This window comes from Lacticaseibacillus suihuaensis, assembly GCF_054785075.1.
Genome location: NZ_BAAGBJ010000015.1, coordinates 1 through 26368 on the forward strand (window position 1 = coordinate 1; position 26368 = coordinate 26368).

The following is a 26368-nucleotide window of genomic DNA, read 5'->3' on the forward strand; positions in this document are numbered from 1 at the left end:
TTCAAACGGCTTCCTCGAAGGAATCAACAGTCAGATCAAACGAATCAAAAATACAGCATACGGGTACAAGAACTGGATGAACTTCATCAACCGCATTTTCTTGGAGCGCGTCTGGTTCAAACCAAACAGCATCAAAAAGAGCGTCCGGACCAATTAAGGTCCAGACACTCTCATAAATCTGTATCAACTCCACTTGACGAAGAGCCCGGATTCTTTGATCTGGCAAACCCGTCGGCTTCTCCAAGTCGGCGGGTTTTTACGCGATTTTTACAAAACGCGCCTTAATTTTTACCTTACCGTGCAGAAAACGTTACATTGCGGCGCTATGGTGGGGGTGAAAACAGGAGGCGATGGCAATGCTGATGGGATGGCTGTTACTGGCGCTGGTGGGGCATGGCGTCACGCTGTGGGCGATGTGGGGCCGGGCCGACGCGCTGATTGCCAGGCACGGCGGCTCGCGCTGAGCATCAGGGCTTGATGTAGGCGTAGCCGGCGTGTTGGCGCAAGGCCAGCTCGAAGACGCCGGCAGGCACGACGGTCAGCCCCGGCTGAAGCGCCGCGGCGGTAATCGCGTGGCTTTTCATCGCGTTGGCGCAAACCGCCACGGTGACGCCGGCGGCGACCAGCGGAGCAAGCGGCTGGTCGCCGTCCTTAGTCGCGCCGAGGACGGCCGGGCCGTTGATCAAAAGCTCGACTTGCCCCACGCTGCCTTGCGCGGCCGCGGCCGTCAGGTAGTTGGTCACGTTGCCCAAGGCGATGGGCCACTTGCTCGGCTCATCGAGGTGAAAAATGACGTTCATGTGAAGACTCCTTTCGACAAATCGGTGGTCACCGCTATCTTAGCGCAGCCGGGGAGCGGGGGCAATCGCGAGTCGTGAGGCACAAAAAAAACGGAAAGTCGCGATGACTTTCCGTTTTTTACTGCAGAACTACTGTTATCACCCGTACGGGAGTCGAACCCGTGATTCTTGGCTGAGAACCAAGCGTCTTAACCACTTGACCAACGGGCAATGAATGCGCCTCAAGCACAAAAACTACTATACCGGGTTTTGGTGCTGGCGTCAACCGTTCTGCCAAAAAAAGTTTTACCGGCCTAAAACTAGTACTGCCCAAGCGCCGCCTTGAGCTCGGTCAAGGCAGCCGTGCCGTTCAGATTGCGGTAGGCTTGGTAGGCCTTGACCCAGTCGCCGGCCGCCACGGCCTCACGCACCCCCGCCAGCGACTGGTTGGCAAACAGCAAGGCGGAAGCCGCTTCGGCCTGCTCGCTGGACGCGCCGGTGGTCTGCTTCAAAAGCGCCGCCATGGCCGATTGGTCACCGGCCGCCTTGACGATGGTGGCCATTTTGGTGGCCTTCAGGGTGCTGGCTGCGGTGTCCAGTCGGGCGTCGACGTCGGCGTTCCCGGTTTTTTGGGCCTCGATCTGCTTGACCAGCTCGTTTTTCACCGCCGTGTCGGCGGGGGTGTCGTTGCCCGTGGTGTTGCGCCAGGTGTTGTTGATGGTGGGGAAGGCGACGACGAACACGACACCCAGCGCCACCAGCAGCAGCACAATGGCCATGACCACGCGCGGCCACTTTTTCTTTCGCTTCTTTCGCAATGCCTGTTGATGTTGTCGACGCATCTGCTCACTCCCTTTGAACCAAAAATAACACGCAATTGTGACTTTTTTAAGGCCGCCGCGACCGGACCCCGATGTGAATGACGCGGCTGAAGCGCAGGTAGGCGATGAAGTGGAAAACGACGCCGGCGACCAGCAGCAGCCCAGCCAGCGCGTTGGAGAAGCAGGTGGCGGCGGCGGAGGCCAGGTAAATCGCAACGCTGCGAGCCGGATCCAGGCGAATGCGGTTGTAGTGGCGCTCGATGCCCGTGAAGCTCTGCAGCTCGGGGTGGTGCTCGAGGTAGCGGTACACAATCAAAAACGACAGGGAAATCAAAAGCGCGACGGCGTCGTAGACGATGAAGGCCAGCTGAATGTCTCGGGCGTCGCCGTTGGTCAGCGCCTCAATCAAAAGGACCATCGCGTAGTTGACCAGCGTGACCGTGAACAAAATGAAAAGGTTCAGGATGTTCAGCGTGCGATTGGTGTGCTTGACGTACTGAAAGTAGTCGTGGTGAAACAGCCAGCTGGTGCCGACGTAAAAGTACGACAGCATGTACATCGCAAACAGCGGCGCCTGTTGCGCAACGACCTGGCCCAGCTGGCCCGGGTGGATCGTGGCCGGTTGAAACTCCAGAATCAAAATCGTCAGCAGAATCGCGAACACCCCGTCGCTCAGTGCATTGACCCGTGCCTTGCTCAATTGAATCCCTCCCAGTGGAATGTGGCCCCATTATCGTTGTTTCCGTGGTGAAAGGCAAGCGTGGAGGCTTGCGGCACGAAAAAGCCGCCTCGGTCAAAACCGAGACGGCTGAATGATTGGGTAGATAGGGATCGAACCTATGATTATGGATTCAGAGTCCACTGCGTTACCACTTCGCTACTACCCAATGACTTAACGAACGAGTATTAGTTTACGAGAAAATGGGGACGTTGTCAACGCCTGAGTCACACTTTCTCGATTTTTTTGAATCGAAGGTGTAAGAATAAAAAAATCCGCGCCAGCCGGCACGGAATGATTGGGTAGATAGGGATCGAACCTATGATTATGGATTCAGAGTCCACTGCGTTACCACTTCGCTACTACCCAATAACTTATCGAACGTTTATTAGTTTAGGTGAAAAAGGCGCGGCTGTCAACGCCTAACGCAAATTTTTTTCGGGCGGGTTCGGTTTTCTTTTCCTAGGTGAATGGCGTACACTGAAGTTACACTTTGGAAAAGAGGGGCTCACAAATGAAGAAAGAAACCGCCTGCACATCGATCTTAGTTGGGAAGGCCGCAAGCATTGATGGCAGCACCATGATCGCGCGCAACGATGACACCTTCCACGTGCTTGCACCGCACCGCTTTTACATGCACCCGGCCTGGCGGGGTGAAAAGGGGCTGAGCGTCAAGTCGCCGCTCAATGGTTTCACCGCACCGCTGCCGGAGAATGGCTACCGCTACAACGCGGTACCAAACGTCGACACGGCCAAGTTCGGCGATTACGAGGAAAGCGGCATTAACGCCAAGAACGTGGCGATGTCGGCGACGGAAAGCACCTACGGCAACGAACGCACCCTGGCCTTTGACCCCTTGGTTGAAGACGGCTTGGATGAGGATCTGATCGTCAACATGACGCTGCCGTTCGTCGAGTCGGCCCGTCACGCCGTGGAGTACCTCGGCCAGCTGATCAAGCAGTACGGCTCACCGGCCGGCAATTCCGTGCTTTTCTCCGACAAGGACAATGTCTGGTACATGGAAATCGTGACCGGACACCACTGGGTTGCCCAGCGCATTCCCGATGACGCCTACGCGATTGCGGCCAACCAGGTGGCGATTCAGCAGGTGGACTTCGACGATGCGGACAACTTCATCTGGAGCGAGGGGATTCGTGAGTTCGTCGAGGCGCATCACCTCAACCCGGACCAAAGCGGGTGGAACTTCCGCCACATTTTCGGCACGATGAACGAGAAAGACCGCCATTACAACACCCCACGGGTCTGGTACGGTCACCACATTTTGAACCCCGAGGTCCCGGAAGAGCCGGAATCCGCGGAGTTGCCGTTCATCATGCACACCGACCACAAAATCACGCGCGAGGACATTGCGCAGATTCTGGGCAGCCATTACAACGAGACGCGCTTTGATCCGTTCGGCCACGGGGCGGCGGCCGATCGCCTGCGCTACCGGCCGATTGGCTTGAACCGGACGCAAAACTCGCACATCCTGCAGCTGCGCGGTGAGGCCGACTTCGGCCACGTCGCCATCATGTGGCTGAACCTTGGAATGCCGACGTACAGCCCTTACGTGCCGTTTTACTGCAACGCCGACGACACCGACCCAAGCTACGCCAACACCCCGGAGACGCTGACTTACGGCGCCGATTCGGCCTACTGGCTGCACCGTTCCCTGGGGGCGCTGGTTGAAAGTCATTACAGCAAGTTCATCCAGCAAAACCGCGACTACCTGACGGAGCTGTCCCGTCAGTTCCGGATTCACATCGCCGAAACCGACGCGGCGACCCAAGACCTCACCGGCCAGGCGCTGACCGACGCTTTGACCCAGGCCAACTACAAGATTGTGGCGCAGGTCAAGCAGGCCACGCAGCACCAGATCGAGAGTTTGCTGATGCAGAGCATGGAGCTGTCGCGGCTGACGTTCAACATGGACAAGAACCTGTAACCGCGGCTCGGGCACCCTCACATGGGGTGCCTTTTTTGATGCCGGCGGTGCAAAAAAGGCGCCACCTTCGACCCTGAATCGAAGGTGGCGCCTGAAAATTGTCTGTCGTCGCGATAATCGTTAGCACTGATAACACAAGACAAGGGATATTATAGCGTGTATGCGGTTTCCTGTCTAGTGTAATCGGATTCTTTTTTGCCGCCTGCGCCAGCCCCACCAGCCGACTGCCCCGACGGCGACCGCAAGCAGTGCGGCCAGTCGGGTCCAGGCCCAGGTGGTGGCGGCCGCGGCCCCTCGACTTGCGGTTTGAGCCGCCGAGGTCGCCGATGCGACGCGGTGAGCGGTCACGAGCAGTCGCTTGGAGTTGATCATGTAAGGGGTACAGGTCAACAACGTGACCAGCTCGCGGCCGGGTTCGATGCGCAGCGTGTCGGTTTGATCAGGTGCAACGACCAGCCGCCGCTCGACGGCGTAGGTGCGAGCCGTGGTGCCGATCGTGACGACGAAGCGGTCGCCAATCGTCAGCCGGTCGAGGTGGGTGAACAGCTCCTTGCCCAGCAGGCCGTTGTGAGCGGCAATCACGGCGTGGGTGTTGGGATCGCCACTGGGAAAGCTGGTGCCCGGTACAATCACGGCACCTTCCTGCAACAACGCCGGACTGCTGGTGTCAAACAGGGGAACGACCAGCGCCAATTTGGGAATGGTGACCTGACCGACCAGATGGGCGGCCGCGTCACCGGTGCCTTGGCCGGTGGCGAACACATCGACATTGGGCAGCAAACCCGTGCTAGCCAGCAGGCGATTTTGGGCCGCCTTCTCTGCCTTCTCGGCGGCGGCAGTGGCCTGCAGCTGATTTTGGGCCATGGTCAAGGCGCGTTGGGTCCAAAGCGCGTTGACCGCCGGGGCCGCAAAGGCGATGGTGAGCAGCAAGAGCCCGAGTGCAATCGCGAGGCGACCGCGCTTACGCCGACGCATGGCGACGGCGGTGCAGTCCCCAGCCGGTCAATAGGGTACCCGCGATCAGCAGCACCAGCAGGCTGAGACCGCCGGTGGCCGGCAGAATACCGGTGAGTGGCGTCTGAAACACCGTTTTCACCGCGTTTTCGGCGGTGCCGGGCTGACCGGATGCGACGGTGAACGGCGTGAGTGGCGCGACGAAGCGATAGCCGTCTGCCGCGGCAAGCTGCTCAAGCTGGTAAGCGCCGGCGGCCAGGCCGGTCACGGCGAAGCTGCCATCCGCCGCGGCGCTAAAGGTCGTGGCCGCTGCCGGGTCACTGACCCAGGTCAGCGTGGTGTCTGAAAACTTGGCGTATTGCGCCGGTGTGGTGTCGGCCTTAGCGACGACGAAGGCACCCCCGGCCACGCCGTCCTTGGAGAAGGGATTGATGGCTTCGAAGCGCTGACCGCCGGTTTCAACCGCGGCGCTATCGGCGGTCAAGACACTGGGCTCGCCGCTGCCGCCCCAGGTCACGGTCAAGGTGTTCGCGAGGTCGGCCGTGGGTTGGGGATCAACGACCTGGCGCTGGTAAGTGACCGTGATGGTCTGGCCGGCCAGCGCAGCCAGGGCGTCTTTGGCTGGTTGGGGCAGGGCGGCCAGGGTGATCGGCGTATCCAGCGTGAGCCAATCAGTTGCAACGGGCTGGCCGGCGACCGTTACAGCGAGGCTGTCGGCCACGGCCTGGGTGCCGGCGGCCGACATTGCCGAGGCGACGGTCAGGCTGGTGAAGGTGCCTGAGGAGTTGGTGAGGCTTGCCGCGATGTCTGACGGAATGGTGAACTTCGCGGCGTAAGTCAAAATGGTCCCGCGGGGAACGCTGGCCACCAGGGCGGAATCAATCGGTTCTCCCGCGACGCTCACCGTCAGGCTGGCGCCGGTGCTCTTGGGATACAGTACGTAATCGCGGTCGGTGCCATCAAGCCCAAGCACCGTGGGTTGCGGTTTCAATAGCCCCGTGGGACCGGCGGTTTGGGTGAAGAGATAGACGCGGTCCAGGCTGTCTTGCGTGGTGGGCAGGTCCTCGAAGGTCACGCTGTCGTTGGTCGCCGTCGCCGTGGCGACCGGTGTGTAGCCGACCCCCAGCTGCTCCCAGTTGCTGGCGATGCTCGCCTGGGCCGCTGCGTTGCTCTGGTTGCGGCGGGTCTCGTTGAACAAGGTGGTGATGTCATAGGCGCTGTAGGTCACATCGGCTACCGCCGGCAGGGTCGCCAGCTCGGGCATTTCGGCGCCGGTGTTGGGAACGTTCAGGTTGTCAATCACCTGCCGGGGGTGTAGCACCACCGTAGTGGCGGCCTGGGCCGGCTGCGGTGACTGAATAAGCCAGAGTCCAAAAATTGCCAGTAGTGCGAGCCAGTACTTCTTCATGCGTGGTTCCTCCTTTGGATGAGACCCAAGCCGAGCAGCGACAGGCCGCCGAGAATCGCGAAGCCGCCAGCCCCGCCGGTTTCGGGCAAAACGGGGGTTGAAGCCGAACTCGGGACTTGGGTTAAGTGCAGCTGATTGGGTGCGGCACCGGTGGTCAGGGTGGCCGCAACGCTCAACGCACCGTGGTTGGTCACACTGCCGGCTTTGTCAATTGTGAAGGTGCCGCTGGTTGTCCCAATGGTGAGGACGTAGGTGCCGGGGGTCAGGCCGCCGAAGCCATCCGCGGTGGCCGCCAGCACTTTGCCGGCCGTCGTCAGCGTGGCTTGCGACCAATCTGTGTCACCGGTGAGGGTGAAGGGTTTCAAAGACACGGTGAGAGCAGCAGGCAAGGCGGCCGGGGACTGGGTCAGTTCGCTGATTTTAGTTTGCCCGGTCAGCGTGAAGAACTGGGAGGGGCCAACAAAACCGGGCGGTCCCGCGGCTGACAGCTGATAGCGACCGGCCGGCAAAGCGACGGTGAGATGGCCTGCGACCGGTTCAAAACTACGGATCAGCCGCTCATTACGAGTGATAGTGACGGGTGCGTTGCTGCCATCAGGGAGCTTGGGAACCTCCCAGCTCAGCGTAGCCAGTTTGGGGATGATTGTCGCGGTAATTCTGGGCTCAAGCAGTCCTTCGCCTATGGTTGTCGGCGTTAGCACAATGAGGTAATCGTTTTGATCACTGGCGGAAATTCTGTATTCGATTGGCCGTGTATTCTCATACGGCGCAAGACCGACCGCGGTGAAGACGTTGGTGCCTGCTGGCTTGAATGCCTGCGCCTCCCCGATTGCTCCGCTGGCCATGACGGTTCGAAAATAGTAGCTGACCGGCGGAACCGGCATCCCCCACTCGTCCAATAGTGGGGACGCGGCCTGGGTGAGCGTGAGGGTGGCCGAGACAGTTTGGGTCCTGGCCGCCACTGGCGCGTAGTACAGCGACCAGGGCGCGGGTTGGGGAATCGTCAGTTCGGTGCCGGTGTTGATGAGGTGCAAGAGATTGTCTTTGTAGGGTGGTGTGACGTCTACCGTGTACGTCACACGAACGCCATCGCGGTAAGTTGGGGTGCTGGCAAGCGTGAGATCGGGTGCAGTCAGTGTTGACCCGACGGTGGTAAGCGTCGCAGCGCTGTAGCTCGGCGGCTGCCGTGGTTGCGTCACGCCGTTGGCATCGACGCGAAGCCAGGTCAAGGTCGGTGCCGGCACGGTGAGACCTGTGATAATGCTGAAGGCCGGCGTCAGTTGGTCGTGCCAGGTCGCGTTGATGATCGGTGCAAAGGCTGGGGCGAGTAGTTGGTTCACAGCATTGCGCAACGCGTCACTGTCAGACGCAATCAGCCTTTCACCACCGCCGCCGCTCAGCCCAAGGGCGCTGGCACCGTGCAGCGCCACTACGTCGCGGCGAGGTAGTTCTGGCGTAAGCATCGGGTCGCGTTCAAGCGGTTGAGCGGCGCTGGCGCCGTTCGTGATTGGCGGCCCCGCCCGAATGCCGGTGGCTACGTCTGTCAGTGTGAGGATGCGCTTGGCTGCTAGGGGGCGAGCCCCGAGCGTCTCATCTTTCAGCAGCACCGCCGCGGCCTGAAAGGCGCTGTCGACCGCCGGCGTCTGGTTGATTGGCAGTGAAATGGCCTTCAAGGCGGCCGGACTGGCCGTGAATGTCTGACCATCGCCGGCCGTCAATCGGGTCGTGGTGAGTGTGCTAGCGTCGCTTTGCTGGCTGCTCAACACAGCCACTTGGTTGTTGGTTGTGGCTGTGAGCAGTCCATCAGCCACCTGGGCGAGTGTCGCGGCCGCCAGTTCGCGATTGCCAGGGCTGACCGCCACCACTAGGACAATGTCTTGCGGCCCGGTGGAAGCGACGGTGCCAGCCACGGTTTCGGTGGTGACTTTGAAGTGGGAACCGTCTTTCTCAACGGTGCGACGGGTCAGGCCACTCCCTACTAGTCCAGCGAACGTGTGGTAGGTGGTTGGCCCCAGAGAGGTGAGCGGAATACCTAGGCTCGCCTGCATCGACATGTTCCAGGAATCTACATTGCCGCTGGGCTTAACTGCCACGAACGGATCGTCGGCTGCCGCCCGAACCGACAGCGGTGCGACCAGCCAAAACCCGGCAGCCGCCGCAACGAGTCGTTGCCATCTTTTCGTCATGAGCACCTCCTTTGCCCGTCTCTAAAGATTACGCCGGCTCCCAACGGATACCCTCGCCACACTAAAAAAGTCCCGTTGGAAGCGAGTCTTTAAACTGGCACGTTGTCAGGTTTGGCGTATAATCTGAAGAAAACGGAGGCGACACATGGAGACCCCTACAATCAATGCCTTGCTGCGCCCGGCCTGGCAGCACTTCACCCAATCGACAGATTACCGGCGGATTGTCACCGGCTACGGCGCGGATCAAATTGAGGCCGTGGTTGCGCTGCTGGGCAACGCCCTGGCCGGGACATCGCCGCGGCCGCTTGCGCAGTGGCACGGCCTGGAGCTCTCAAAAGGCCTGGCGCGACTCGACCGCTTTCTCGCTTCGGCCGTGGTCGATGAAGAACCGGTGACCATTGCACTGGAAATTTCAGTATATTTTTTGCTGTTTGCCTGCGCGAAACGGCACATGACAGTTCCCCCCGACGAAGTCATCGCCATGTTCGATGAGCGCTTCGCCGCGCTAGCCGAGGCGACCGATGAACCGGCGCTGCCCGGCTCGCTTGACATTGAGGAGGGGGCGGGGATGCCGGCGTTTCACGAAACGACGTACCGCAAGCTCATGCAAGACGCCGAGTCGTGGACCGACCAGTTTCTCGCCACCGCTGCCGGCCAGAACACGCCACTGACGCCGGCGCTCTGTCAGCTGGCGCTGGTGACGCTGGTTGAGGCGGTGTACAAATGGCACCGCAAGACGCCCAAGACCTGGACGCAGCAGGCATTCAAGGCGACGATGATCACATTGTATGGCTGTGAACTGCCGCTGGAGCCGGCTGCTTTGACGGCGCTGACGCCGCTTGTGGCAGACTTTTTGACGTTTGGCGGGGCCAATGGCTGGCTGAAGGCGGCCACTGCGGCGGGCTGTTGCCGTGCCGTAGCGGCGGCGGCACCCGAAATGCTTGAGGCGGCCGGAGACCCGACGCGTTGGCGCGAGAACAAGCGGATGTTGATTGCGATGGGGGAAAGCGGGATCGCGCCCGATGACGAGGCGGGGCTTCGGGCCTTCATGCTGGACTACGCCGAGCAGCAGGCGGTTCGCGCCGCGTGGTTTCAGCCGGGGCTGACGCCATCACCCCTGGTTTTTGAACCAGACGCGCGGTACCTGCAGCTGGTCCATGTGACCGAGTGCGACGGCCGCAAGTGGCGCAAGGCCAATGCGACGCGACTGCACAACGCCGCGGTTGCGGTGGCGCGCGAGATCTGGAGCGATTCGGCCAACGCGCCGCTGCGGCGCCAGGTCGCCCAGGCGACCGCGGTGCTGACCGTGGCGGCCTGGTACGACGGTTTGTACGCCAGCGCCTTGCAGACGCCCAAGCGCTGGACCGTAGAAGCGGCGGCCCCGGTGCTGGCCGCACTGCAGAATCAGGGCGATTTTGCGGCGGGGCGGCTTATGCTGCAGGCGCTGATTCAGCACTTGGCCGCCGCCTCGGTACTGACGCCGGAGCAGGCCGAAGCGCTGGCCGCGCTGCTGGGTCGGGCTGAGGGCAACGCGCAATCGAAGGTCATCTCCTTGGCGGCCGCCCGAGCCGCCCGAGTTGGCGGGTGATTGTGGTCAGGCACGGCGATAGGCAAAACAAAACCGGCACGTTCTCCGCGAGGGAAAACGTGCCGGTTTTGGTGTCGGCTGGATTGTAACAGTCAGACGCTGGCGCTAGTAGACGCGATCCGAATCGCCGGTAGGACCGTCGGCGTCGGTGTTCGCGTTGTTATCGTAAACCTTGGTCATGGCCGGCACGATTTGGCCCTTGCTGGTCGTGGTCTTCATGCCGGTAATCTTGTAGGTCGGATCACCATAGTCGTCCTTGCCGGCCGACTTCACGGTCAAATCGCCGGTGAAGGTCTGAACGCGCTCGTCTTTTTCGGAATCGGTGTAATCGACGGTGTAGGTCATGTCGAAGGTCACGTCCCATTCGTCGGCATCCGTCCGACTCACCTTAACCGCGCGACCGCCGAAGCCGGAGTAGGAGACATCGTCGCGCTTGGCGTAGCTGGTGCCGACGTCGTGGAAGAACTTGTAGGCGTTGTTGGATGTGTCGGTGAAGTAGTCGGCCAGGTCTGAATCGCTGTCCGAAGACAGGCTTTGCACCCCGCTCAAGACGTTGTAGACCATGTTGTCGGCGGTGTCTTCGTCCAGGGTGCCGCTGCTGTTGAGCGTCACTTCTGCGTTGATGTTGGCACTGGTGTCGGCTTCATCCGCCGGGTTGTACTTCTGGGTGGTGACGGTGCCGGACTTGAAGGCCTTGGTGACGAAGAACTTCAGCCCTTTGACGTAGACAACCGGCCCGATTTTGGCCGTGCCGTCCTTGATGGTGCCGAGCTTGTCACCGTTGGTGTCGGTGACTTGGCCGCCTTCAAGATCCGAGGTGACGTCCAGCTTCACCGTGTTGAAGTCAAAGGCCACCGGCGCCTGGTCGCCGTTGCTGTCAACGGTGACCAGCAGCTTGGCCGTCGTTTTGGTGCCCGCAACCTGGCCGGTGGCCGAGAAGCGGTACTGACCAGGCAGAAGCGGACCGGCCTTGAGCGACTTGCTGCTGGCGCTGGTGGTGCCCAGTCGCTTGCCGTCCTGCAAAAGCGTGACGCCCTTGCGCCTGGATGTCAGCTCGACATAAGTCGGGGTGTCTGCGGCCAGCACGTACTTAGGAAAAAGCAGCCATTGCTTGCCGCGTGTGGTGAGCTTCACGCCGTAGCGCGAGGTGGCGCCACTTTGCAAGGTGCGGGTGAAGTTGGCCAGGCGTTCCTTGTCGGCTCGCAGGTAGGTGACGAACGGCCCGACCGTGGCCTGGTTGAGCTTCAGCCCGGGGTCGGTGGTCGCCATCGCCTTGGCGAAGCTGGCCTTGCTGCCGCTGGTGACCGTGGTCATCAGGCGGCTGACCTGCCGCGCCGGCGCGTAGTAGGTTTTCAGACCGAAGTAGCCGCCCAAAAGCACGACGGCGACGCCGATGCCGAGGCCGAGCTTGATCTTGCCCTGGCGACTCATCGGCTTGGCCTGCTGGCTGCGCGTGGCGGTCGGGGTGGCTGGCGCGATCGGGGGTTGGGCCGAATTTGGGGTGGCCGCAGCCGGATTGCTGGCCGACTGCGGTGCGGCGGGTTGTGGCGCCGGCGTAGGCCTTGGCGTCTCAGCCGCGGCGGCGGCCTTTGGGGCCACTTTTGGCGTCAAATCGAAGCCGCAGTTAGGACAAAAGCGGTCGTTGGCCGTGACCTTGGTTCCGCAGTTAGGACAAAACTGGGTGGCGGCACCGGCCCCGTTGTCGGCTTGAAGAAAGAACAATTGCGTCATGGAATCCTCCTAGAACAGGTGCTGCACCATGTCGACCAGCGAGCTGCCGAACACGGTGATGATGAGCAGGTTAACAACCGTCATGCCGACGTTGATCAAAACCAGGGTGTAAACGGGATCCATCCCGCCCTTTTGCGGGGTACCCAGGGCAACTTGGTAGAAGGCGACGGTTTGGAAGACAAAGTTCAGGCTGATGATCAGCGCGATCACCGTGATGGTGGCGGCGCCGGCGAAGAGGCCGAGTACGGCCGCTGCGAAGCTCAAAAAGACGCTGATGCCCACGCGCTGCTGGTAGCGGGTCATCAAGCCCCAGAAGTCGCTGGGTTGACCGGTGATGGCGCGGCGACCCAGAAAGGCACCGAGAAAGAGCACGAAGTCAACGCAGATCAGCAGAATGAACAGCCGGAAGCCGGCACCCCAGATTGCGCTGTTGGCGGTGCTGGAAACGGCACTGGACACGCTTTCGCCGAAAATGTTGGCCGCCGAGCTGACCGTGTTGGCTGCCGAAAACATCGGCTTGACGATCGACACGGTGGTGAAAAAGGCGATGAGCAGCAGGGAGACCAAGCCGTAGTACCGGCCACCGGTGAGGTCGCTTGCGGTCGGTCGCTTGACGCTAGCAATCAACCAGCTCCAGTAGTTGAGGCCGGCCTGCTTGGCGTTGGCCAGGGAATCGGATTGCGGCTGGGCTGGCTGCGGGGCAGGGGTTGGTTGCGGGGTCGGCTGTTGCGGCGCCTGCGGCCGAGCCTGCTCTGGTTGAGCCTGCGCCGGTTGGGCCTGAACCGGTGTTGGTTCGGCCGGCTGCTGGGCGGCCTGCGCAAAGTTAAAGCCGCAGTTGGTGCAGAACTTGGCGCTTTCCTCTTGTTGGGCGCCGCATTGTGGACATGTTTTCATAGGATGACTTCCTTTCGTGGGACCGAATTTTCAAAATAATGACATTATAACATTCTAGATGATACGGCAAACCCGTCGTCACCGCAATCGTTGTGTGATAAAAAAACGCTTGCGGTCAGTTTTCTCGCCGTGACGCGTCATTTTGGTTCGTTGCTAAAAATGGCACAGAACGGTCAAACTGTGCTAGAATGGGAACGCATTCAAGACTGGCATCGCCATTACTTTGAGGAGGCACACATGATTAAGATTCCAGGGGGTACGTATCAAATCGGCACCAACGACCGGACCAAGGGGTTTTTCCAGGACAACGAGACACCCAAGGTCACGGTAACCGTTCCGGACTTTGAAATCGGCGCAACGACGGTGACCAACGCCGAATTCGCCGCCTTCGTCGCCGCCACGGGCTACAAGACAGACGCGGAACGCTTTGGCGACAGCTTCGTGTTCCACCTGCTGGCCAGCCCCAAGACCTTGGCGGCTAGTCGCCAGGTTCCGGGGGTGCCGTGGTGGTACGCGGTGGCCGGTGCGGATTGGGCCCATCCCTTCGGCCCCGACTCGGATGTGTCGCAGCTAGGCGATCACCCGGTCGTTCACGTCTCGCGCGATGACGCACTGGCCTATTGCCGCTGGACTCAGGCGACGTTACCGACCGAGGTCGAGTGGGAGGTGGCGGCTCGCGGCGGTAGCACGAACGACCACTGGTACTGGGGAGATTCTTTGACCGCAGGGGACCAGTTTCACTGCAACACCTTCCAGGGGGACTTTCCCAACACGAACACCGCCGCGGATGGCTTCGTCGGGACCGCACCGGTTCGCAGCTTTGCGCCCAACGGTTACGGCCTTTTCCAGCCGATCGGTAACGTCTGGGAGTGGTGCCTCAATCCCGCTCGCATCCCGCTGACGAGCCTGGCCATGCTTTCGGCCAAGGATTTTGCGACGATGGATCAGCTGGCACCGGATCAGGTCTTCGCCACCCGCGGCGGGTCATTCCTCTGCCACGAGTCGTACTGCAAACGGTACCGACTGAGTGCTCGCAACGGCGAGGCGGGGCAGTCCGCGGCCTCAAACCTCGGCTTCCGCTGCGTTCGGCATGCCCAAGACCGGGTGACCGGTCCTGGTGAAAAGGCGACGCGGCAGACCCAGCCGATGGATTGCTGCTTGCCCCGTCGCTAGTACAGAACGTGACTGCCTAATGATACAAAAAAGATAGATTGGAGTGTGCCTACCTCTGCGGCAGCGGCGTATACTGCACTTAGCGAATCGTGCAGGAATGAGCCTGCGGATTGCGAAAGGAGTGGGAAAATGAATCAGACTTTTCTTGATGTGTTAAACCGCGAGGGGCCGGTCACCATCATTACGGTCAATGCAGCCCCGGCCCATGTGGTGAACACATGGATGTCATACGTGACACTGCAGGACGGTGAGCTGTGGATTCCGGCAGCCGGGATGCACAGCATCGAGGCCGATTTTCCAACGGATAACCGCGTCACCCTGACCTTCGGTAGCAAGGACATCACCGGAACGGTGGGCCCTGGCGCCGGGTTTCACGTCCATGGGCGGGGCCGCTTCGTCGCTTCGGGTCCGGCCTTTGACGCCAAGAAGGCGCAGTTCCCGTGGCTGACGCGGCTGTTGATTGTGACCATCGATGACGTTGAACAAAAAATCTAGCGACGGCAAAATGCCTCGCGTCACCGCAGTTGCGGTGGTGCGAGGCATTTATTTGTTTACGCGCGGCGAATCAAGGCGTCGATGTCCTGGTGCGTCAGCAGTCGCCGGGTCGCCCAGACGAAGGCCAACCAGATCAGGCCGATGGTGATCGCCGCCGTGGCCAGGCCGAAGGTCGGCCACAGGTAGACGGGGTGATCTGGGGTGCCTTGCCACAGCAGCATGCACAGGCCGTAGCTGACGCCGGCCCCCAACGCGCCACCGTAAAGCAGTCCCTGGCCCATCAAAAAGGCGTACTCCAGGCTCTTGACCGCGGTCAGCTGGCCCGGCGTCGTGCCGATTGATTGCATCATCGCGAGGCTTTGGCGCGAGGCCATCAGATCGGCGAAGGTGTGATTGACGATCGTTGCGAGGCTGACCAGCGCCAGCAGGGCGACAAAGCCGCTCATCAACACGCGCATCATGGTGGTGATGGCGTAGTTCTCCTGATCGGCCGCGACGGCGTCAGTCACGTTGACCCCGCTGACGCGGGCCTTCACGGCGGCGGCAACCTGCTTGTGCGTGTTAGCATCGTGCAGCTTGACGGCGGCGACACTAGTGGTGTTGGAAGTCTTTAACCCAAGCTTTTGTTGCCAGTGCTTGAACTGAGCCCGTGAGATGAACAGGCCGACTTCGCCGTTGGAATCCACCACCAGTGCCTCGGGCGTGTTCGCGCGGTGCGACACGATGGTTGGCGAGACGGTCACGCTTTTTTTCGACACCGGGTCGCGCAGTGTGAGCGGTCGGTGGTAGCCAGCCGGCACGGTGTCGGTCATCACCGTGCGACCCTCACTGTCCTCGGTTTGCACCCGGGTGTTCACCAGAAAAGGCAGGGGGTGCTCGAGCTGGCGAGCCAAGGGTGCATCCACCGCGTAAATCGACAGGTCAAAGCCTTTCAAAAACAGCGGCCCCTGCTTGACGTCTAGGCCGAAGTGCTGAGCGACCAGTTGCTGCTCGACGGCGCCGGTGGCTTCAAGCGTCCGGCTCATCGCCTTCAGCTGGTTGCCGCCGGTGGTCGCCGTGATGTCGGCGCCGTCGGTGGTGCCGTAATCGCGCAGGAAGTTGGCGGTGAAGCCGGTCAGGCCGACGAACAGCGCGACGGTCGCCACCAGCGTGACCATCATCGTCGCCTTGCGGTCGGTGCGGCGGTAGTTGCGCAGGGCCAGCCGCAGCGTCGGCCGCTTGACGTGACGCAGCCAAAAGCCAGGGCGCAGCCGGCGCTTGGAGATCTTGGGCGAGGCCGCCTGGGCACGAATGGCCGCAATCGGGGAGACGCGGCTGGCTCGCCAGGCCGGGCGAGCGGCGGCGACTAAGGTGACGGTGGCCATGAAGACGGCGGCCACGGTGAGCGGCAGCCAGTCGACGGTCAGGTGCAGCGCAAAGGCGAAGTCGCTGTGGGCGAACAGCCGGTTCAGCCAGCCTAGGGTCACCGCCATGCCGCCGATGCCAAAGCCAAAGCCCAGCAGCAGGGCCGGTGCCAAAAGCATCAGCGCTTCGCTCAGCACAATGTGGCGCAGCTGCTTGGGCGTGGTGCCCAGCGACCGCAGCAGGCCGTAGCGGGTGCGGTAAGCCTGCACCGTCAAGTTGATGCTGGTGTAGATGAGCAGCAAGGCGGCCACGCTGATCACGGCCAGCACTCCGGCCACCGTGCCGATGATAATCAGGCGCGTCTGCCGCTTGTTGGCTTCCCCCATCACCGCTAAGGCGTCGTCGTTCAGCTGGTAGTGTGTTGCCTTCACGCCGGCCTTGGTTGCCAGCGCCGCCACGCGAGCCCGGGCGTTGCGGGTGACAGTGAGGTCGGCCAAAAGTCCGTAACGTCCCGCGGGCAAGCGGGACTGCTGCTGAAGCAGGCCGCCGGTGGTCAGGTAACTGCGGTTGTAAGGGCTCATCGTGCCGACCACGTGAACCCGCCGGCGCTGGCCGTTTTGGCTGACCGTCAGCCAGTCGCCAAGCTTCGCGTGGCCGTCCAGCCAGTTGTCCGCCAACAGCGCCTCTGTTGCGCGTCGCGGCAAGCGGCCGCTGCTCAGCAAGGCGGGGCCCAGCTGCCGCATGGTCGCAGGGGTGACCACGACGGCCGGCAGCTTGTTTTTGCCTAGCCGCGCGGTGCCGGTGGTGACGAACTGGTGCTGGTGAACCAGCTCGGCGGAGGTGGTCAGGGACTGATACTGCTTGTCGGTCAGGTCGCTGAAGCCGACCAGCGCCTGGGTCTGATCGCGCTGGTAGCTGAACAGACTGCTCTGGGCGCTTCTCAGGCCGACCAACGAGGCGACGGCAAGCGTGGCGGCGACGCCCATGGCCAGAATGGTCAGCAGGGTGCGAGCCGGCGTCTGCCGCAGGTTTTGCCAGCTGATTTTGGCGATAATCATGACTGCGCCTTCGTCAACCGGCCGTCTTCGATGGTCAAAACGCGCTGGGCCTGGGCGGCAATTTGCGGATCGTGGGTGATAACAATCACGGTTTGCCCCTGCTTGATGTTGGCGTAGTGCAGCAGGTCCATAATTTCCTGCGAGTTGCGCTGGTCGAGGTTGCCGGTCGGCTCGTCGGCCAGCACGATCGCCGGTTGGTTAATCAGCGCCCGACCAATCGCCACGCGCTGTTGCTGGCCGCCCGACAGTTGACTCGGCAGGGCGTGGGCCTTGGCGGTCAGGCCGAGTGCCGCCAGCATCTCGGTCAGCTCCGCGTCGGGGATGTGCTTGCCGTCCAGCTCGGCCGGCAGCGTGATGTTTTCACCCACCGTCAGTGTCGGCATCAGGTTGTAAAACTGGTAGATCAGCCCTACTTGACGCCGGCGGAAAATCGCGAGTTGAGTTTCGTTCAGGCTGCCGAGGTCGGTGTCGTAAAGCGCGACGTGGCCAGCGGTCGGCCGATCGACTCCCCCGAGCATGTGCAGGAGCGTCGACTTGCCGGAGCCACTGGGTCCGACAATGGCGACGAATTCGCCGGCCTCGATGCGCAAAGACACGTCTTGCAGCGCCGGGCGTTCCTCACCGGGGTATGTTTTGGTCAGATCGGTTGCGGTTAAAATTGACATGATGAACACCTCCACGCTTAAGATACCGACCCCAAGTGACAGGCGGGTGACAGTCAGTGAAAAAGCGTGACGGTGGTCAAAACACCGGGGTGCGTGTTCGCAAGCGTCACGCGCCCGTCTGCGGCGGCAATGACGCCATGCGCGATGGCCAGCCCGATGCCCAGGCTGTTGGCGACGCTTTGGCTGCCGCGGTAGAAGCGCTCAAAAACATGGGGCAGATCTGCGGCCGGCAGCGCCTCGCCGAAGTTTTGGATGGTGATTGTGGTACTCAGGGGGGTCTGAGTGGCACCGACAATCAAGCGGCTGCCGGCCGGCGCGTGTTCCGCCGCGTTCTTCAGTAGGTTGATGAACGCCTCTTGCATCAGGCGCGGATTGACCTCAATCGTGAGGGCGGCCGGCACCTGCCAGACGACCTCTAGGTTGGCCTCGGCGATTTGGTGTAACAGGAAGTTCAGGCTTTGGCGCAGCAAGGCGTCCAGGGAGACGCTTTGACGGTTTTGGCTCAGCGTGTGGGTGTCGACGCGAGCCAGCAGAATCAGCTGCTCGACCAGGGCCTGAAGCCGCGCGTTTTGCTGGGCCAGCTCCGCTGTGGTACCGATGTCTTCGGTGGCCAGCAGCTCGATCAGGTTGGCCTGGGTGGCAATCGGGGTTCGCAGCTGGTGGGCGATGTCTTGAATCGCCACGGCGAGTTGGGCCCGGTCCTGGGCCAAGGCGGCCTTGGCCGCTGAGCTTTGGCGAACGTAGTGGTATAAGTCGTTGTGAAGCGCCGAGAACAGCCCCTCGTCGTTTTGCGTCAGCGGGTAGCTCACCTCGCCGCGAGCGGCCTGGTGCAGCTGCGTGGCGATGGCTTCAAGCGCCGCCAGCACGTGGCGCAGCCAGCGGTTGCAAGACCAGGCAATCGCCGCGACGGCGATTGCGCCTAGGACCAAAAGCGGCAGCCGCGCCGCTGGGGCCAGCGCTGCGGCGATGCCGAAACCGCCGGCGGTGAGGCCGCTAAGCCCCAGCCCAAGCCACGCGATGGCCCGGGCCTCCGGGCGTGAGAAGGCGTTAAGTCTCAATGAAATACCCCATTCCTCGGATGGTGCGAATCAGGGCCGGATGGGCCGGATCCGCCTCCAGTTTCTCCCGCAGGCGCTTGACGGTCACGGTCAGTGTGTTGTCCGACACCATCTGGTCGCGGGCATCCCAAATCACCGCCAAGAGCTGGGCCCGGGTCAGCAGCTGTCCCTGATTTTGGGCAAAATACGCCACCAGGCGCCACTCGGTGGCCGACAAGGCGATGACCTGACCGTCGCGCGACAGCTCGGCGCGGCTCAGGTTGACGGTCATGTTGCCCAGCTTCAAGGCGGTTGGCGGCACCAGCTTGGCCAGCCGGGCGACCAAGACGCGCAGGCTGACCGGTTTGACCACGTAGTCTTCGGCCAGCGCAAGCCCGGTCAGCTCGGCCTGCTCCGCATCGTTGGCGGTCAGCACCAGCACCTTGGCGGCCAACAGCGGTCGCCACTGGGTGAGCCAGGCCAAGCCGTCGCCGTCCGGCAACGCGAGGTCCAAAATCACGGCGTCCGGCGGCCGGGCGGTGACCGCGGCGCTGGCGGCGGCCAGAGTACCCACGCAGGTGACCCGGGCCACCGGGGCCAAGTACGTGGCGTAGCTGGCCGCCAGCGGTTGGGAATCTTCGACAATCAGCAGTTCCATCTGGTCCACCTCCTCAGGCTATCATAGCCCAGGCGACGGATTCGGTCACGCCAAACGCAATAAATGCAGTAAGGACTCACTCGCACTGCTATAATAGGAGCATCGCAAGTCTTCTGTAGCAAAGTACGCTGAACAACTGTGTCACAAAAAGCGCAAATGCGCCTGAAACGGGCAGTTAGCTGTTCGTGAAAGCGTTTGTTTTGGCCGCTTGAATGACGTACAATGGAGACGAAAATCAACTGGAGGCGACACTGTGAGCACACTAGAAATCAAGAACCTGCATGTCAAAGTCAAAGACGAGCCCGAACACCCGGAAATTCTGCGCGGCGTCAACCTCACCATCCGCACCGGGGAAATTCACGCGCTGATGGGGCCCAACGGTAACGGTAAGTCGACGATGGCCGAGACCATCATGGGTAACCCGCGCTATCAGGTGACCGAAGGCGACATTTTGCTCGACGGCCAAAGCCTGCTGGACCAAGGCGTCGACGCCCGGGCCCGGGCCGGCCTGTTCCTGGGAATGCAGTATCCCGCCGAAATCGCCGGGGTCACCAACGCCGAGTTCATTCGCGCCGCGGTCAACGCCAGACGGTCGCAGGACGACCCGATTTCGATCATGAGCTTCCTCAAGGAACTGGACCAGACCATGACCACGCTTGAGATGCCGGAGGACATGGCCGACCGCTACTTGAACCAGGGCTTTTCCGGTGGCGAAAAAAAGCGCAACGAAATCTTGCAGCTGATGATGATCAAGCCTAAGTTCGCGCTGCTTGACGAAATCGACTCCGGACTTGACATCGACGCCTTGCGTATCGTGGCCAAGGGCGTCAACGCCCAGCGGGGGCCGGAATTTGGCAGCTTGATCATCACGCACTACCAGCGGCTGCTCGATTACATCGTGCCCGACTTCGTGCATGTCATGAAAGACGGCGAGATCATCGAAACCGGTGGGGCCGAGCTGGCCAAGTCGCTTGAAAAAACCGGTTACACACACCTGAAGGCGGGTGAAGCCGATGCGTGAGCTGCCCAGCACCCCTAAAATTGCGCTGGCCCGGGCCCTGAAACAGGCCCCGGCCGATGCGGTGCCGGTTGGCGTGACGGCTGACGCGGTAATCACGCAGGCGGCGGGTCTGCAGGTGGCGCCAACAGACGGTCTGGAGGACTGGCTGCAAGGTGCCGGTCAAACCGGCGTCACGCTGACGGTGCCGGCCGGCTACCAAGGCGAGCCGGTGTTCATCCAAGGCCCAGCCGCGGGCAGCGGCCTGGTGCATGTGGTGGTCGAGCCCGGCGCCACGGTGACGCTGCAGGATTCGTGGCAGAGCCACGGCGAGCACCTGGCAATCGGCGTGTGGCTCGAAGTCGGTGCCGACGCGACGGTCAACTGGCTGACCTACGACGCACTGGCGGCCGGATCGGCCGTTGCGCTGCGCAAGGCGACGCTTGCCGCCGGCGCTAGCCTGAACTGGACGGTTGCAGGCTTCTCCCACAACTCAGGCGCCAGCCTCATCACCTGTGACCTGGTCGGCGAAGGCGCCCGAGCGACGGTCAACGTCGGTGTTTTGGCCAGCGGCAGTCAGCACCTGGGCTACACCACGCGCATGACCAACTACGGCCGCAAAACCGGTGGCCACATCAATCAACGCGGGGTCATCACCGGTGCCGCCCACCTGATTTTCAACGGCATCGGCCACATCGTGCAAGGGGCTCAAGGCGCCGACAACCAGCAGGAAAACCGGGTGCTAATGCTGGCGCAAGAGGCCAGAGGTGACGCCAACCCGATTCTCTTGATCGACGAGAACGACGTCACCGCCGGCCACGCCGCCAGCGTGACGCGCATCGACCAGGCTCAGCTGTACTACCTGATGAGTCGCGGCCTGAGCAAGGCCTTGGCCTCGCGCCTGGTGATTCGCGGCTTCCTGGAGGCCGGCCTGGCCGAAATCAAGGACCCACAGCTGAAGCAGACGCTGTTTGACACAATCGATGAAACGCTGGTGAATGCAGATGCGTGAGCAATTTCCATTTTTCAAGCGCCACCCCGACCTAGTTTACCTGGACTCGGCGGCGACCAGCCAAAAGCCGCAGGTCGTGCTGGATGCGCTGAATGATTACTACGTCAACGACAACGCCAATGTTCATCGCGGCTTGTACCAGCTGGCCTACAACACCACCGAAGGCTACGAGGCGGCAAGGGGGCAAGTCGCCCGATTCCTGAACGCGGCTCAGGCGTCCGAAATCGTGTTCACACGCGGCACCACCGAGTCCTTGAACCTGGTGGCAGCCAGCTTCGGACCGCTGGTGGTGCATGAAGGCGACGAGATTCTGGTCAGCGCCGCCGAGCACCACAGCAACTTCATTCCCTGGCAGCAGCTTGCCGCGAAAACCGGGGCCCGGTTCGTCGTCGCACCGGTGACGCCGCTTGGCGAAACCGACCCGCAGGCGCTGGCCAAGTTGATCACGCCCAAGACCAAGATTTTGGCCGTCGCCCAAGTGACCAACGTCGCCGGTGGCCTGGTGCCGGTGCGGCAGCTGGCCGATGCGGTTCACGCCAACGGGGGCTTTGTCGTCGTCGACGGGGCCCAAAGCGCCCCGCACATGCCGGTCGATGTGCAGGCGATGGGGGCGGATTTCTTCGCCTTTTCCGGTCACAAAATCTACGGTCCGACCGGCATCGGCGCGTTGTACGGCCGGCAGGCGCTGCTCGAGCGGATGCCCCCGGTGCAGTTTGGCGGCGAGATGATCGACTCGGTCACCGACGCGCAATCCACCTGGGCGGAGGTGCCGCTGAAGTTCGAGGCGGGAACGCCCAACATCGCCGGCGCCTTCGGGCTGGCCGCCGCCATCGACTTCCTGCAAGCGCAGGACTGGTCGACGTTTCGCGCCAGGGAGGACCAGCTGGTGCGGCGGCTGCGAGCGGGGCTTTCGGCAACGCCCGGGGTGACCGTGTACGGCTCGGCCAACAGCCTGGGCATCGTGTCGTTCAACCTGGCCGGAGTGCATCCGCACGACCTCGCGACGTTTTTGGACGAACAGCAGATTGCCGTTCGGGCCGGTCACCACTGCGCCCAGCCGCTGATGGCGCGGCTGGGGGTCCCGGCGACGGTTCGCGCAAGCTTTGGGCTTTACAACACGGCTGACGATTGCGACCGGCTGGCCACCGCCGTCGCCGCGGCAAGGGGGTATTTTCTTGGCACTGACTAAACTCGATCAGCTGTACCGCCAGGTGATTCTGGACGAGGCGTATCACCCGCGCCACCACGGGACGCTGGCGGCGCCGACCCACCAGGTGACGGTCCGCAACCCGAGCTGCGGCGATGTCTTGACGCTGGCGCTCGAGGTGAAAGACGGTGTGATCAAGGACGCGGCCTTTTCCGGCAGCGGCTGCACGATTTCACAGGCCTCAGGCAGCCTGATGACCGACCGCATCATCGGCCAGACGCCGCAGCATGTGCTGAACCTGGTGGCGACGTTTTCCGACCTGGTGATCGACGGCCAGGTCAAAGACGAGGCGGCGCTGGGCGATGCGGCCATTCTCAAGGGCGTTCACCAATTCCCGGCCCGGGTCAAATGCGCGACCCTAGCCTGGAAGGCCGCGGCCCAGGCGCTGACGAAAGGAGCGGAACATGACTGAGACCAAAAACACCAAGAACAACGAGCAGGTGGCGGCGGCCGTCGATTTTCTGCCGGAAAGCAACCCGGCCGACTTCAAAGACGACATCGCGCCGGTGTTCACCACCGGCCGCGGCCTGACCGAAGACACCGTTCGCGCGATCTCCAAGGAGAAGCACGAGCCGCAGTGGATGCTGGATTATCGGCTCAAGGCCTACCACACCTACCTGCGGATGCCGGATCCGGCATTTGGCCCCGACCTGTCCGGCCTGGATCTGGCCAACATGCGCTACTTCCAAAAGGCGACGGATCGCACCTACCGCGACTGGGCGGATGTGCCGGATGACATCAAGAACACATTCGACCGGCTCGGGGTACCGCAGGCCGAGCGCAAGTACCTGGCCGGCGCCTCGGCACAGTACGAATCCGAGGTTGTGTACCACAACATGAAAGACGAGTTTGACAAGCTCGGTATCATTTTCATGGACATGGATTCTGCGCTGAAGGAGCATCCAGACCTCGTCAAGCAGTACTTCGGCACCCTGGTTCATCCCAACGACAACAAGTTCGCCGCCTTGAACTCGGCGGTGTGGTCCGGTGGCAGCTTCATCTACGTCCCGGCCGGCGTCCAAACCGACGTGCCGATTCAGTCGTACTTCCGGATCAACGCGGAAAACACCGGGCAGTTCGAACGCACCCTGATCATCGTCGGCCCCGGGGCACACATCAATTACGTCGAGGGCTGCACGGCCCCGAGCTACTCCAGCGACTCGCTTCACGCCGCGGTGGTCGAGGTCTTCGTGCAAGACGACGCCTACTGCCGTTACACCACCATTCAAAACTGGTCCAAAAACGTCTACAGCCTGGAAACCAAACGGGCCCAGGCGCTTCAAAACGCGACCATGGAGTGGGTCGACGGCAACCTCGGCTCCAAAACCACGATGAAGTACCCCAGTGTCTACCTGGACGGGGCGGGGGCTCACGGCACGATGCTGTCCATCGCCGTCGCCGGCTCCGGCGTCGACCAGGACAATGGGGCAAGAATGATTCACAACGCGCCGAACACCTCAAGCTCGATTGTCTCCAAATCCATCGCCAAAGACGGCGGTCGCGTCGACTACCGCGGCACCGTGCGGTTCACGGATAAGGCCGACAACGCCTTTTGCCACGTGGAGTGCGACACGATCCTGATGGATGAGCAAAGCAAGTCCGACACCATTCCGTACAACGAGATTCACAACCCCACGGTGGCGATGGAGCACGAGGCCAAGGTGTCCAAGGTCTCGGAGGTCCAGCTTTACTACCTGGAAAGCCGCGGCATCCCCGAGGCCAAGGCCACCGAGATGATCATCATGGGTTTCGTCGAGCCGTTCACCAAGGAACTGCCGATGGAATACGCGGTGGAGCTCAACCGGCTGATCGGCATGGAGATGGAGGGCAGCGTCGGCTGAAGCCGAAGCGACGCGCCTGGGTGGCACTTGCTGGGGGCGGTCGTGCCACAATGTTGCCACCTGAATCTGAATTGCGGCCAAAACAGGCCCTGCATCGTTTCGATGCAGGGCCTGTTGGCGCGGCGCCAGGGCTAAAAGTCCAGCGGGTCTTGCCCGTCGCCCAGAATCCGCGCCTTTTGCTGGTCGTACTCGGCCTGGGTGATCGCGCCGTCGTCCAGCAGTGCCTTGAAGCGGCGAATCTGCTCGACCTTGGTCTGCTCCGCCGCCTCACGCTTGGCGGTCGCCGCCGCCTGCCGGGCTTCTTCGGCCGCCGCCGCTTGGGCCTTGACCTGCTTTTGGTGAACGTAGTACCAAGTGGCCGCGCCCAGCACCGCCAAGGCAACGAACACGTACCAGTAGGTGACCAGCAGGCTGATGGCGATGGCGGCGACGATCAAGGCGCCGCAGCCCCAGTTGGACTTGGTTTGCTTCATCGTGACCTCCTTGGGTTAAAAGCCGGCCTTGATGTAGCCGGCCGCGCTGAGCTTTTGGCGCAGCTGCAGCACGGCGGTGTAGGTGGCCAGCACGTAGACCTTGTCTTCCTTGAAGCCGGCCACGGCGGTGATCACGTCGTCCAGGCTCGGCCGCTCAATCAGCTCGCTTTGCGGGACACCTGCGACTTGCATGCGGAAGGCGACGTCTTTTTCCCGCTCGCCCCCGACCAGGTAGGTCGTGGCCTGACCGCTTTGGACCAGCTGCTCGAAGTTGCCGTCCCATATCCAGCTGGTGTCGGTGCCGTCGGCGTAATTGGCGTTGAGCAGCATGGCAAAGCCGAATGGCTCGGGCTGGCGCTGGATCATGTCCAGCACCTCGTTGAGGCCGACCGGATTCTTGACCAGAATCAGCGTGATCTGCTTGTCGGCAATCGCGATTTCCTCTTGGCGGCCGAAGACCTTCTCGTCGTAGCTGAAGGCCTGGGTGATTTGTGTTGGGGTGATGCCGAACTCGGCGCCGACCGCGTAGGCGGCCAGGGCGTTGTAGATGTTGTAGGTGCCGCCGATGGCCAGCTGGTAGGGGTGGCCGTCGATGGCAAAGGCCGAGCGCGTCGGGGTCTGCTCGGTGATCGCGGTCACCGTGTGGGCGAGCACCGGCCGCTTGAAGCCGCAGTTGGGGCAAAAGAAGTCGCCGAGGTTGGCGTAGGTCAGCGCGTGGTAGTGCAGGATGTGCTCGCACACCGGGCACAAGACGCCATCGGTGTTCGGTGGGGCCACCACGTCGGCGCCGTCGTCTTGGCCGAGGTCAAAGCCGAAGTAGCGCAGCGGGTTTTGCAGTTCGCGCGAGGAGAAAATCGGTGCGTCGCCGTTGGCAATCACCGTCGCGGTAGGATTGGCCCGCACCCCGGCCAGAATCTTCTCGTAGGTGGTGTAGAATTCGCCGTAGCGGTCCATCTGGTCGCGAAAGATGTTGGTCATCACGAAGGCCTTGGGGTGCAAAGCGCGGGCGACCGGGGCCACGTTGGCCTCGTCGACCTCAAGCACCGCCAGCGGCCGCTTGGCGCCGGCCACCGGCTGATGGGCGAAAAAGGCGGTGGTGATGCCTTGGACCATGTTGGAGCCGGTGGGGTTGGTCAAGACGTCTTGGTACTTTTGGCGCAGCACCTTGACGATCAAGTTGGTGGTCAGCGTCTTGCCGTTGGTGCCGGTGACGATGATCACGTCGCGGTCTTGCCCCAAGGCGGCCATGACGTTGGGGTCGATGCGCAGCGCCAGCTTGCCCGGAAACGAGCTGCCGCCGCCGCGGAATTTGTGGAGGTACCAGTAACTGAGCCGGCCCAGCGCAATCGCCAAGCGAGCTCTTACGGTGATTTTCATTGTTCAA

Annotated in this window: 24 protein-coding genes and 3 tRNA genes; 10 read left to right on the forward strand and 17 right to left on the reverse strand. The window is 62.1% G+C overall.

All coding sequences use genetic code 11. The features are described 5' to 3' along the window. Nucleotides 1–43: 43 nt before the first annotated feature. On the forward strand, nt 44–157 hold the full coding sequence (locus ACYVRZ_RS11310) for a hypothetical protein (RefSeq protein ID WP_461227051.1): 114 nt from the start codon (nt 44–46) through the stop codon (nt 155–157). 310 nt (nt 158–467) lie between these two features. Here the strand turns inward: ACYVRZ_RS11310 and ACYVRZ_RS11315 are convergent, their stop codons facing one another. The 6 genes from ACYVRZ_RS11315 to ACYVRZ_RS11340 form a co-directional block, all read right to left on the reverse strand. Further along, the gene (locus tag ACYVRZ_RS11315; RefSeq protein ID WP_461226968.1) at nt 468–800 is read right to left on the reverse strand and encodes a DsrE family protein; all 333 of its coding nucleotides are present in this window, start codon (nt 798–800) and stop codon (nt 468–470) included. Between the two features lie 138 nt (nt 801–938). Next, nucleotides 939–1010, reverse strand: a tRNA-Glu gene (locus ACYVRZ_RS11320). 89 nt (nt 1011–1099) lie between these two features. Next, on the reverse strand, nt 1100–1621 hold the full coding sequence (locus ACYVRZ_RS11325; RefSeq protein ID WP_461226970.1) for a hypothetical protein: 522 nt from the start codon (nt 1619–1621) through the stop codon (nt 1100–1102). Between the two features lie 46 nt (nt 1622–1667). After that, nucleotides 1668–2300 (reverse strand): TMEM175 family protein, encoded by a 633-nt coding sequence (locus ACYVRZ_RS11330; RefSeq protein WP_461226972.1) that lies wholly within the window; start codon nt 2298–2300, stop codon nt 1668–1670. 116 nt (nt 2301–2416) lie between these two features. Continuing rightward, nucleotides 2417–2487: transfer RNA gene (locus ACYVRZ_RS11335), tRNA-Gln, on the reverse strand. Between the two features lie 129 nt (nt 2488–2616). After that, nucleotides 2617–2687, reverse strand: a tRNA-Gln gene (locus ACYVRZ_RS11340). 145 nt (nt 2688–2832) lie between these two features. Here ACYVRZ_RS11340 and ACYVRZ_RS11345 point away from each other — a divergent pair. Then, complete coding sequence (locus ACYVRZ_RS11345) at nt 2833–4263, forward strand: C69 family dipeptidase (RefSeq protein WP_461226974.1); 1431 nt, start codon at nt 2833–2835, stop codon at nt 4261–4263. A 174-nt stretch (nt 4264–4437) separates the two neighbouring features. Here the strand turns inward: ACYVRZ_RS11345 and ACYVRZ_RS11350 are convergent, their stop codons facing one another. Genes ACYVRZ_RS11350 through ACYVRZ_RS11360 form a run of 3 tightly spaced genes read right to left on the reverse strand, consistent with a single transcriptional unit; the run spans nt 4438 to nt 8811 of the window. After that, entirely contained in the window at nt 4438–5238 is an 801-nt protein-coding gene (locus ACYVRZ_RS11350) for a class C sortase (protein WP_461226976.1), read from the reverse strand. Next, nucleotides 5225–6625, reverse strand: coding sequence for a pilin N-terminal domain-containing protein (locus ACYVRZ_RS11355; RefSeq protein WP_461226978.1), 1401 nt, complete (start codon nt 6623–6625; stop codon nt 5225–5227). The genes ACYVRZ_RS11350 and ACYVRZ_RS11355 overlap by 14 nt, the downstream gene beginning before the upstream one ends. Further along, nucleotides 6622–8811 carry a vWA domain-containing protein gene (locus ACYVRZ_RS11360; RefSeq protein ID WP_461226980.1) on the reverse strand — a complete coding sequence of 730 codons (2190 nt, stop codon included), beginning with the start codon at nt 8809–8811 and terminating at the stop codon, nt 6622–6624. Before ACYVRZ_RS11360 ends, ACYVRZ_RS11355 begins: the two co-directional genes overlap by 4 nt. Before the next feature lie 145 nt (nt 8812–8956). Between ACYVRZ_RS11360 and ACYVRZ_RS11365 the strand changes: the two genes are divergently transcribed. Next, nucleotides 8957–10399 (forward strand): hypothetical protein, encoded by a 1443-nt coding sequence (locus ACYVRZ_RS11365; protein WP_461226982.1) that lies wholly within the window; start codon nt 8957–8959, stop codon nt 10397–10399. A gap of 105 nt (nt 10400–10504) precedes the next feature. Here the strand turns inward: ACYVRZ_RS11365 and ACYVRZ_RS11370 are convergent, their stop codons facing one another. Together ACYVRZ_RS11370 and ACYVRZ_RS11375 are read right to left on the reverse strand one after the other, a co-directional pair. Continuing rightward, nucleotides 10505–12130: a zinc ribbon domain-containing protein gene (locus ACYVRZ_RS11370; protein ID WP_461226984.1), complete on the reverse strand. Its 1626-nt coding sequence runs from the start codon at nt 12128–12130 to the stop codon at nt 10505–10507. A gap of 9 nt (nt 12131–12139) precedes the next feature. After that, on the reverse strand, nt 12140–13024 hold the full coding sequence (locus tag ACYVRZ_RS11375; RefSeq protein WP_461226986.1) for a DUF6574 domain-containing protein: 885 nt from the start codon (nt 13022–13024) through the stop codon (nt 12140–12142). 237 nt (nt 13025–13261) lie between these two features. Between ACYVRZ_RS11375 and ACYVRZ_RS11380 the strand changes: the two genes are divergently transcribed. Together ACYVRZ_RS11380 and ACYVRZ_RS11385 are read left to right on the forward strand one after the other, a co-directional pair. Continuing rightward, the gene (locus ACYVRZ_RS11380; protein ID WP_461226988.1) at nt 13262–14197 is read left to right on the forward strand and encodes a formylglycine-generating enzyme family protein; all 936 of its coding nucleotides are present in this window, start codon (nt 13262–13264) and stop codon (nt 14195–14197) included. A 129-nt stretch (nt 14198–14326) separates the two neighbouring features. Beyond that, nucleotides 14327–14692 (forward strand): pyridoxamine 5'-phosphate oxidase family protein, encoded by a 366-nt coding sequence (locus ACYVRZ_RS11385; RefSeq protein WP_461226990.1) that lies wholly within the window; start codon nt 14327–14329, stop codon nt 14690–14692. 56 nt (nt 14693–14748) lie between these two features. Here the strand turns inward: ACYVRZ_RS11385 and ACYVRZ_RS11390 are convergent, their stop codons facing one another. From ACYVRZ_RS11390 to ACYVRZ_RS11405, 4 genes are read right to left on the reverse strand one after another with little or no spacing between them, the layout of a single operon-like run. Next, a complete protein-coding gene (locus ACYVRZ_RS11390) occupies nt 14749–17094 on the reverse strand; it encodes an ABC transporter permease (protein ID WP_461226992.1) in 2346 nt (781 codons plus the stop codon). Then, nucleotides 17091–17759 (reverse strand): ABC transporter ATP-binding protein, encoded by a 669-nt coding sequence (locus tag ACYVRZ_RS11395; RefSeq protein WP_461226994.1) that lies wholly within the window; start codon nt 17757–17759, stop codon nt 17091–17093. Before ACYVRZ_RS11395 ends, ACYVRZ_RS11390 begins: the two co-directional genes overlap by 4 nt. Nucleotides 17760–17812: 53 nt before the next feature. Then, nucleotides 17813–18817, reverse strand: a complete 1005-nt coding sequence (locus ACYVRZ_RS11400) for a sensor histidine kinase (protein ID WP_461226996.1) — start codon at nt 18815–18817, stop codon at nt 17813–17815. Then, the gene (locus ACYVRZ_RS11405; protein ID WP_461226998.1) at nt 18807–19454 is read right to left on the reverse strand and encodes a response regulator transcription factor; all 648 of its coding nucleotides are present in this window, start codon (nt 19452–19454) and stop codon (nt 18807–18809) included. Before ACYVRZ_RS11405 ends, ACYVRZ_RS11400 begins: the two co-directional genes overlap by 11 nt. Nucleotides 19455–19707: 253 nt before the next feature. Here ACYVRZ_RS11405 and sufC point away from each other — a divergent pair, with 253 nt between their 5' ends. From sufC to sufB, 5 genes are read left to right on the forward strand one after another with little or no spacing between them, the layout of a single operon-like run. Further along, on the forward strand, nt 19708–20475 hold the full coding sequence (gene sufC, locus ACYVRZ_RS11410; RefSeq protein WP_461227000.1) for a Fe-S cluster assembly ATPase SufC: 768 nt from the start codon (nt 19708–19710) through the stop codon (nt 20473–20475). Continuing rightward, complete coding sequence (locus ACYVRZ_RS11415) at nt 20468–21463, forward strand: SufD family Fe-S cluster assembly protein (RefSeq protein ID WP_461227002.1); 996 nt, start codon at nt 20468–20470, stop codon at nt 21461–21463. The genes sufC and ACYVRZ_RS11415 overlap by 8 nt, the downstream gene beginning before the upstream one ends. Beyond that, a complete protein-coding gene (locus ACYVRZ_RS11420; RefSeq protein WP_461227004.1) occupies nt 21456–22652 on the forward strand; it encodes an aminotransferase class V-fold PLP-dependent enzyme in 1197 nt (398 codons plus the stop codon). The genes ACYVRZ_RS11415 and ACYVRZ_RS11420 overlap by 8 nt, the downstream gene beginning before the upstream one ends. Continuing rightward, the gene (sufU, locus tag ACYVRZ_RS11425) at nt 22639–23082 is read left to right on the forward strand and encodes a Fe-S cluster assembly sulfur transfer protein SufU (protein WP_262314778.1); all 444 of its coding nucleotides are present in this window, start codon (nt 22639–22641) and stop codon (nt 23080–23082) included. Before ACYVRZ_RS11420 ends, sufU begins: the two co-directional genes overlap by 14 nt. Next, complete coding sequence (sufB, locus tag ACYVRZ_RS11430; protein ID WP_461227006.1) at nt 23075–24511, forward strand: Fe-S cluster assembly protein SufB; 1437 nt, start codon at nt 23075–23077, stop codon at nt 24509–24511. The genes sufU and sufB overlap by 8 nt, the downstream gene beginning before the upstream one ends. A 131-nt stretch (nt 24512–24642) precedes the next feature. Here sufB and ACYVRZ_RS11435 read toward each other — a convergent pair whose 3' ends face one another. Both ACYVRZ_RS11435 and ACYVRZ_RS11440 read right to left on the reverse strand, forming a co-directional pair. Next, nucleotides 24643–24984: an SHOCT domain-containing protein gene (locus tag ACYVRZ_RS11435; RefSeq protein WP_461227008.1), complete on the reverse strand. Its 342-nt coding sequence runs from the start codon at nt 24982–24984 to the stop codon at nt 24643–24645. 15 nt (nt 24985–24999) lie between these two features. Next, nucleotides 25000–26361 carry a MurT ligase domain-containing protein gene (locus ACYVRZ_RS11440; RefSeq protein ID WP_461227010.1) on the reverse strand — a complete coding sequence of 454 codons (1362 nt, stop codon included), beginning with the start codon at nt 26359–26361 and terminating at the stop codon, nt 25000–25002. Nucleotides 26362–26368: the final 7 nt, after the last annotated feature.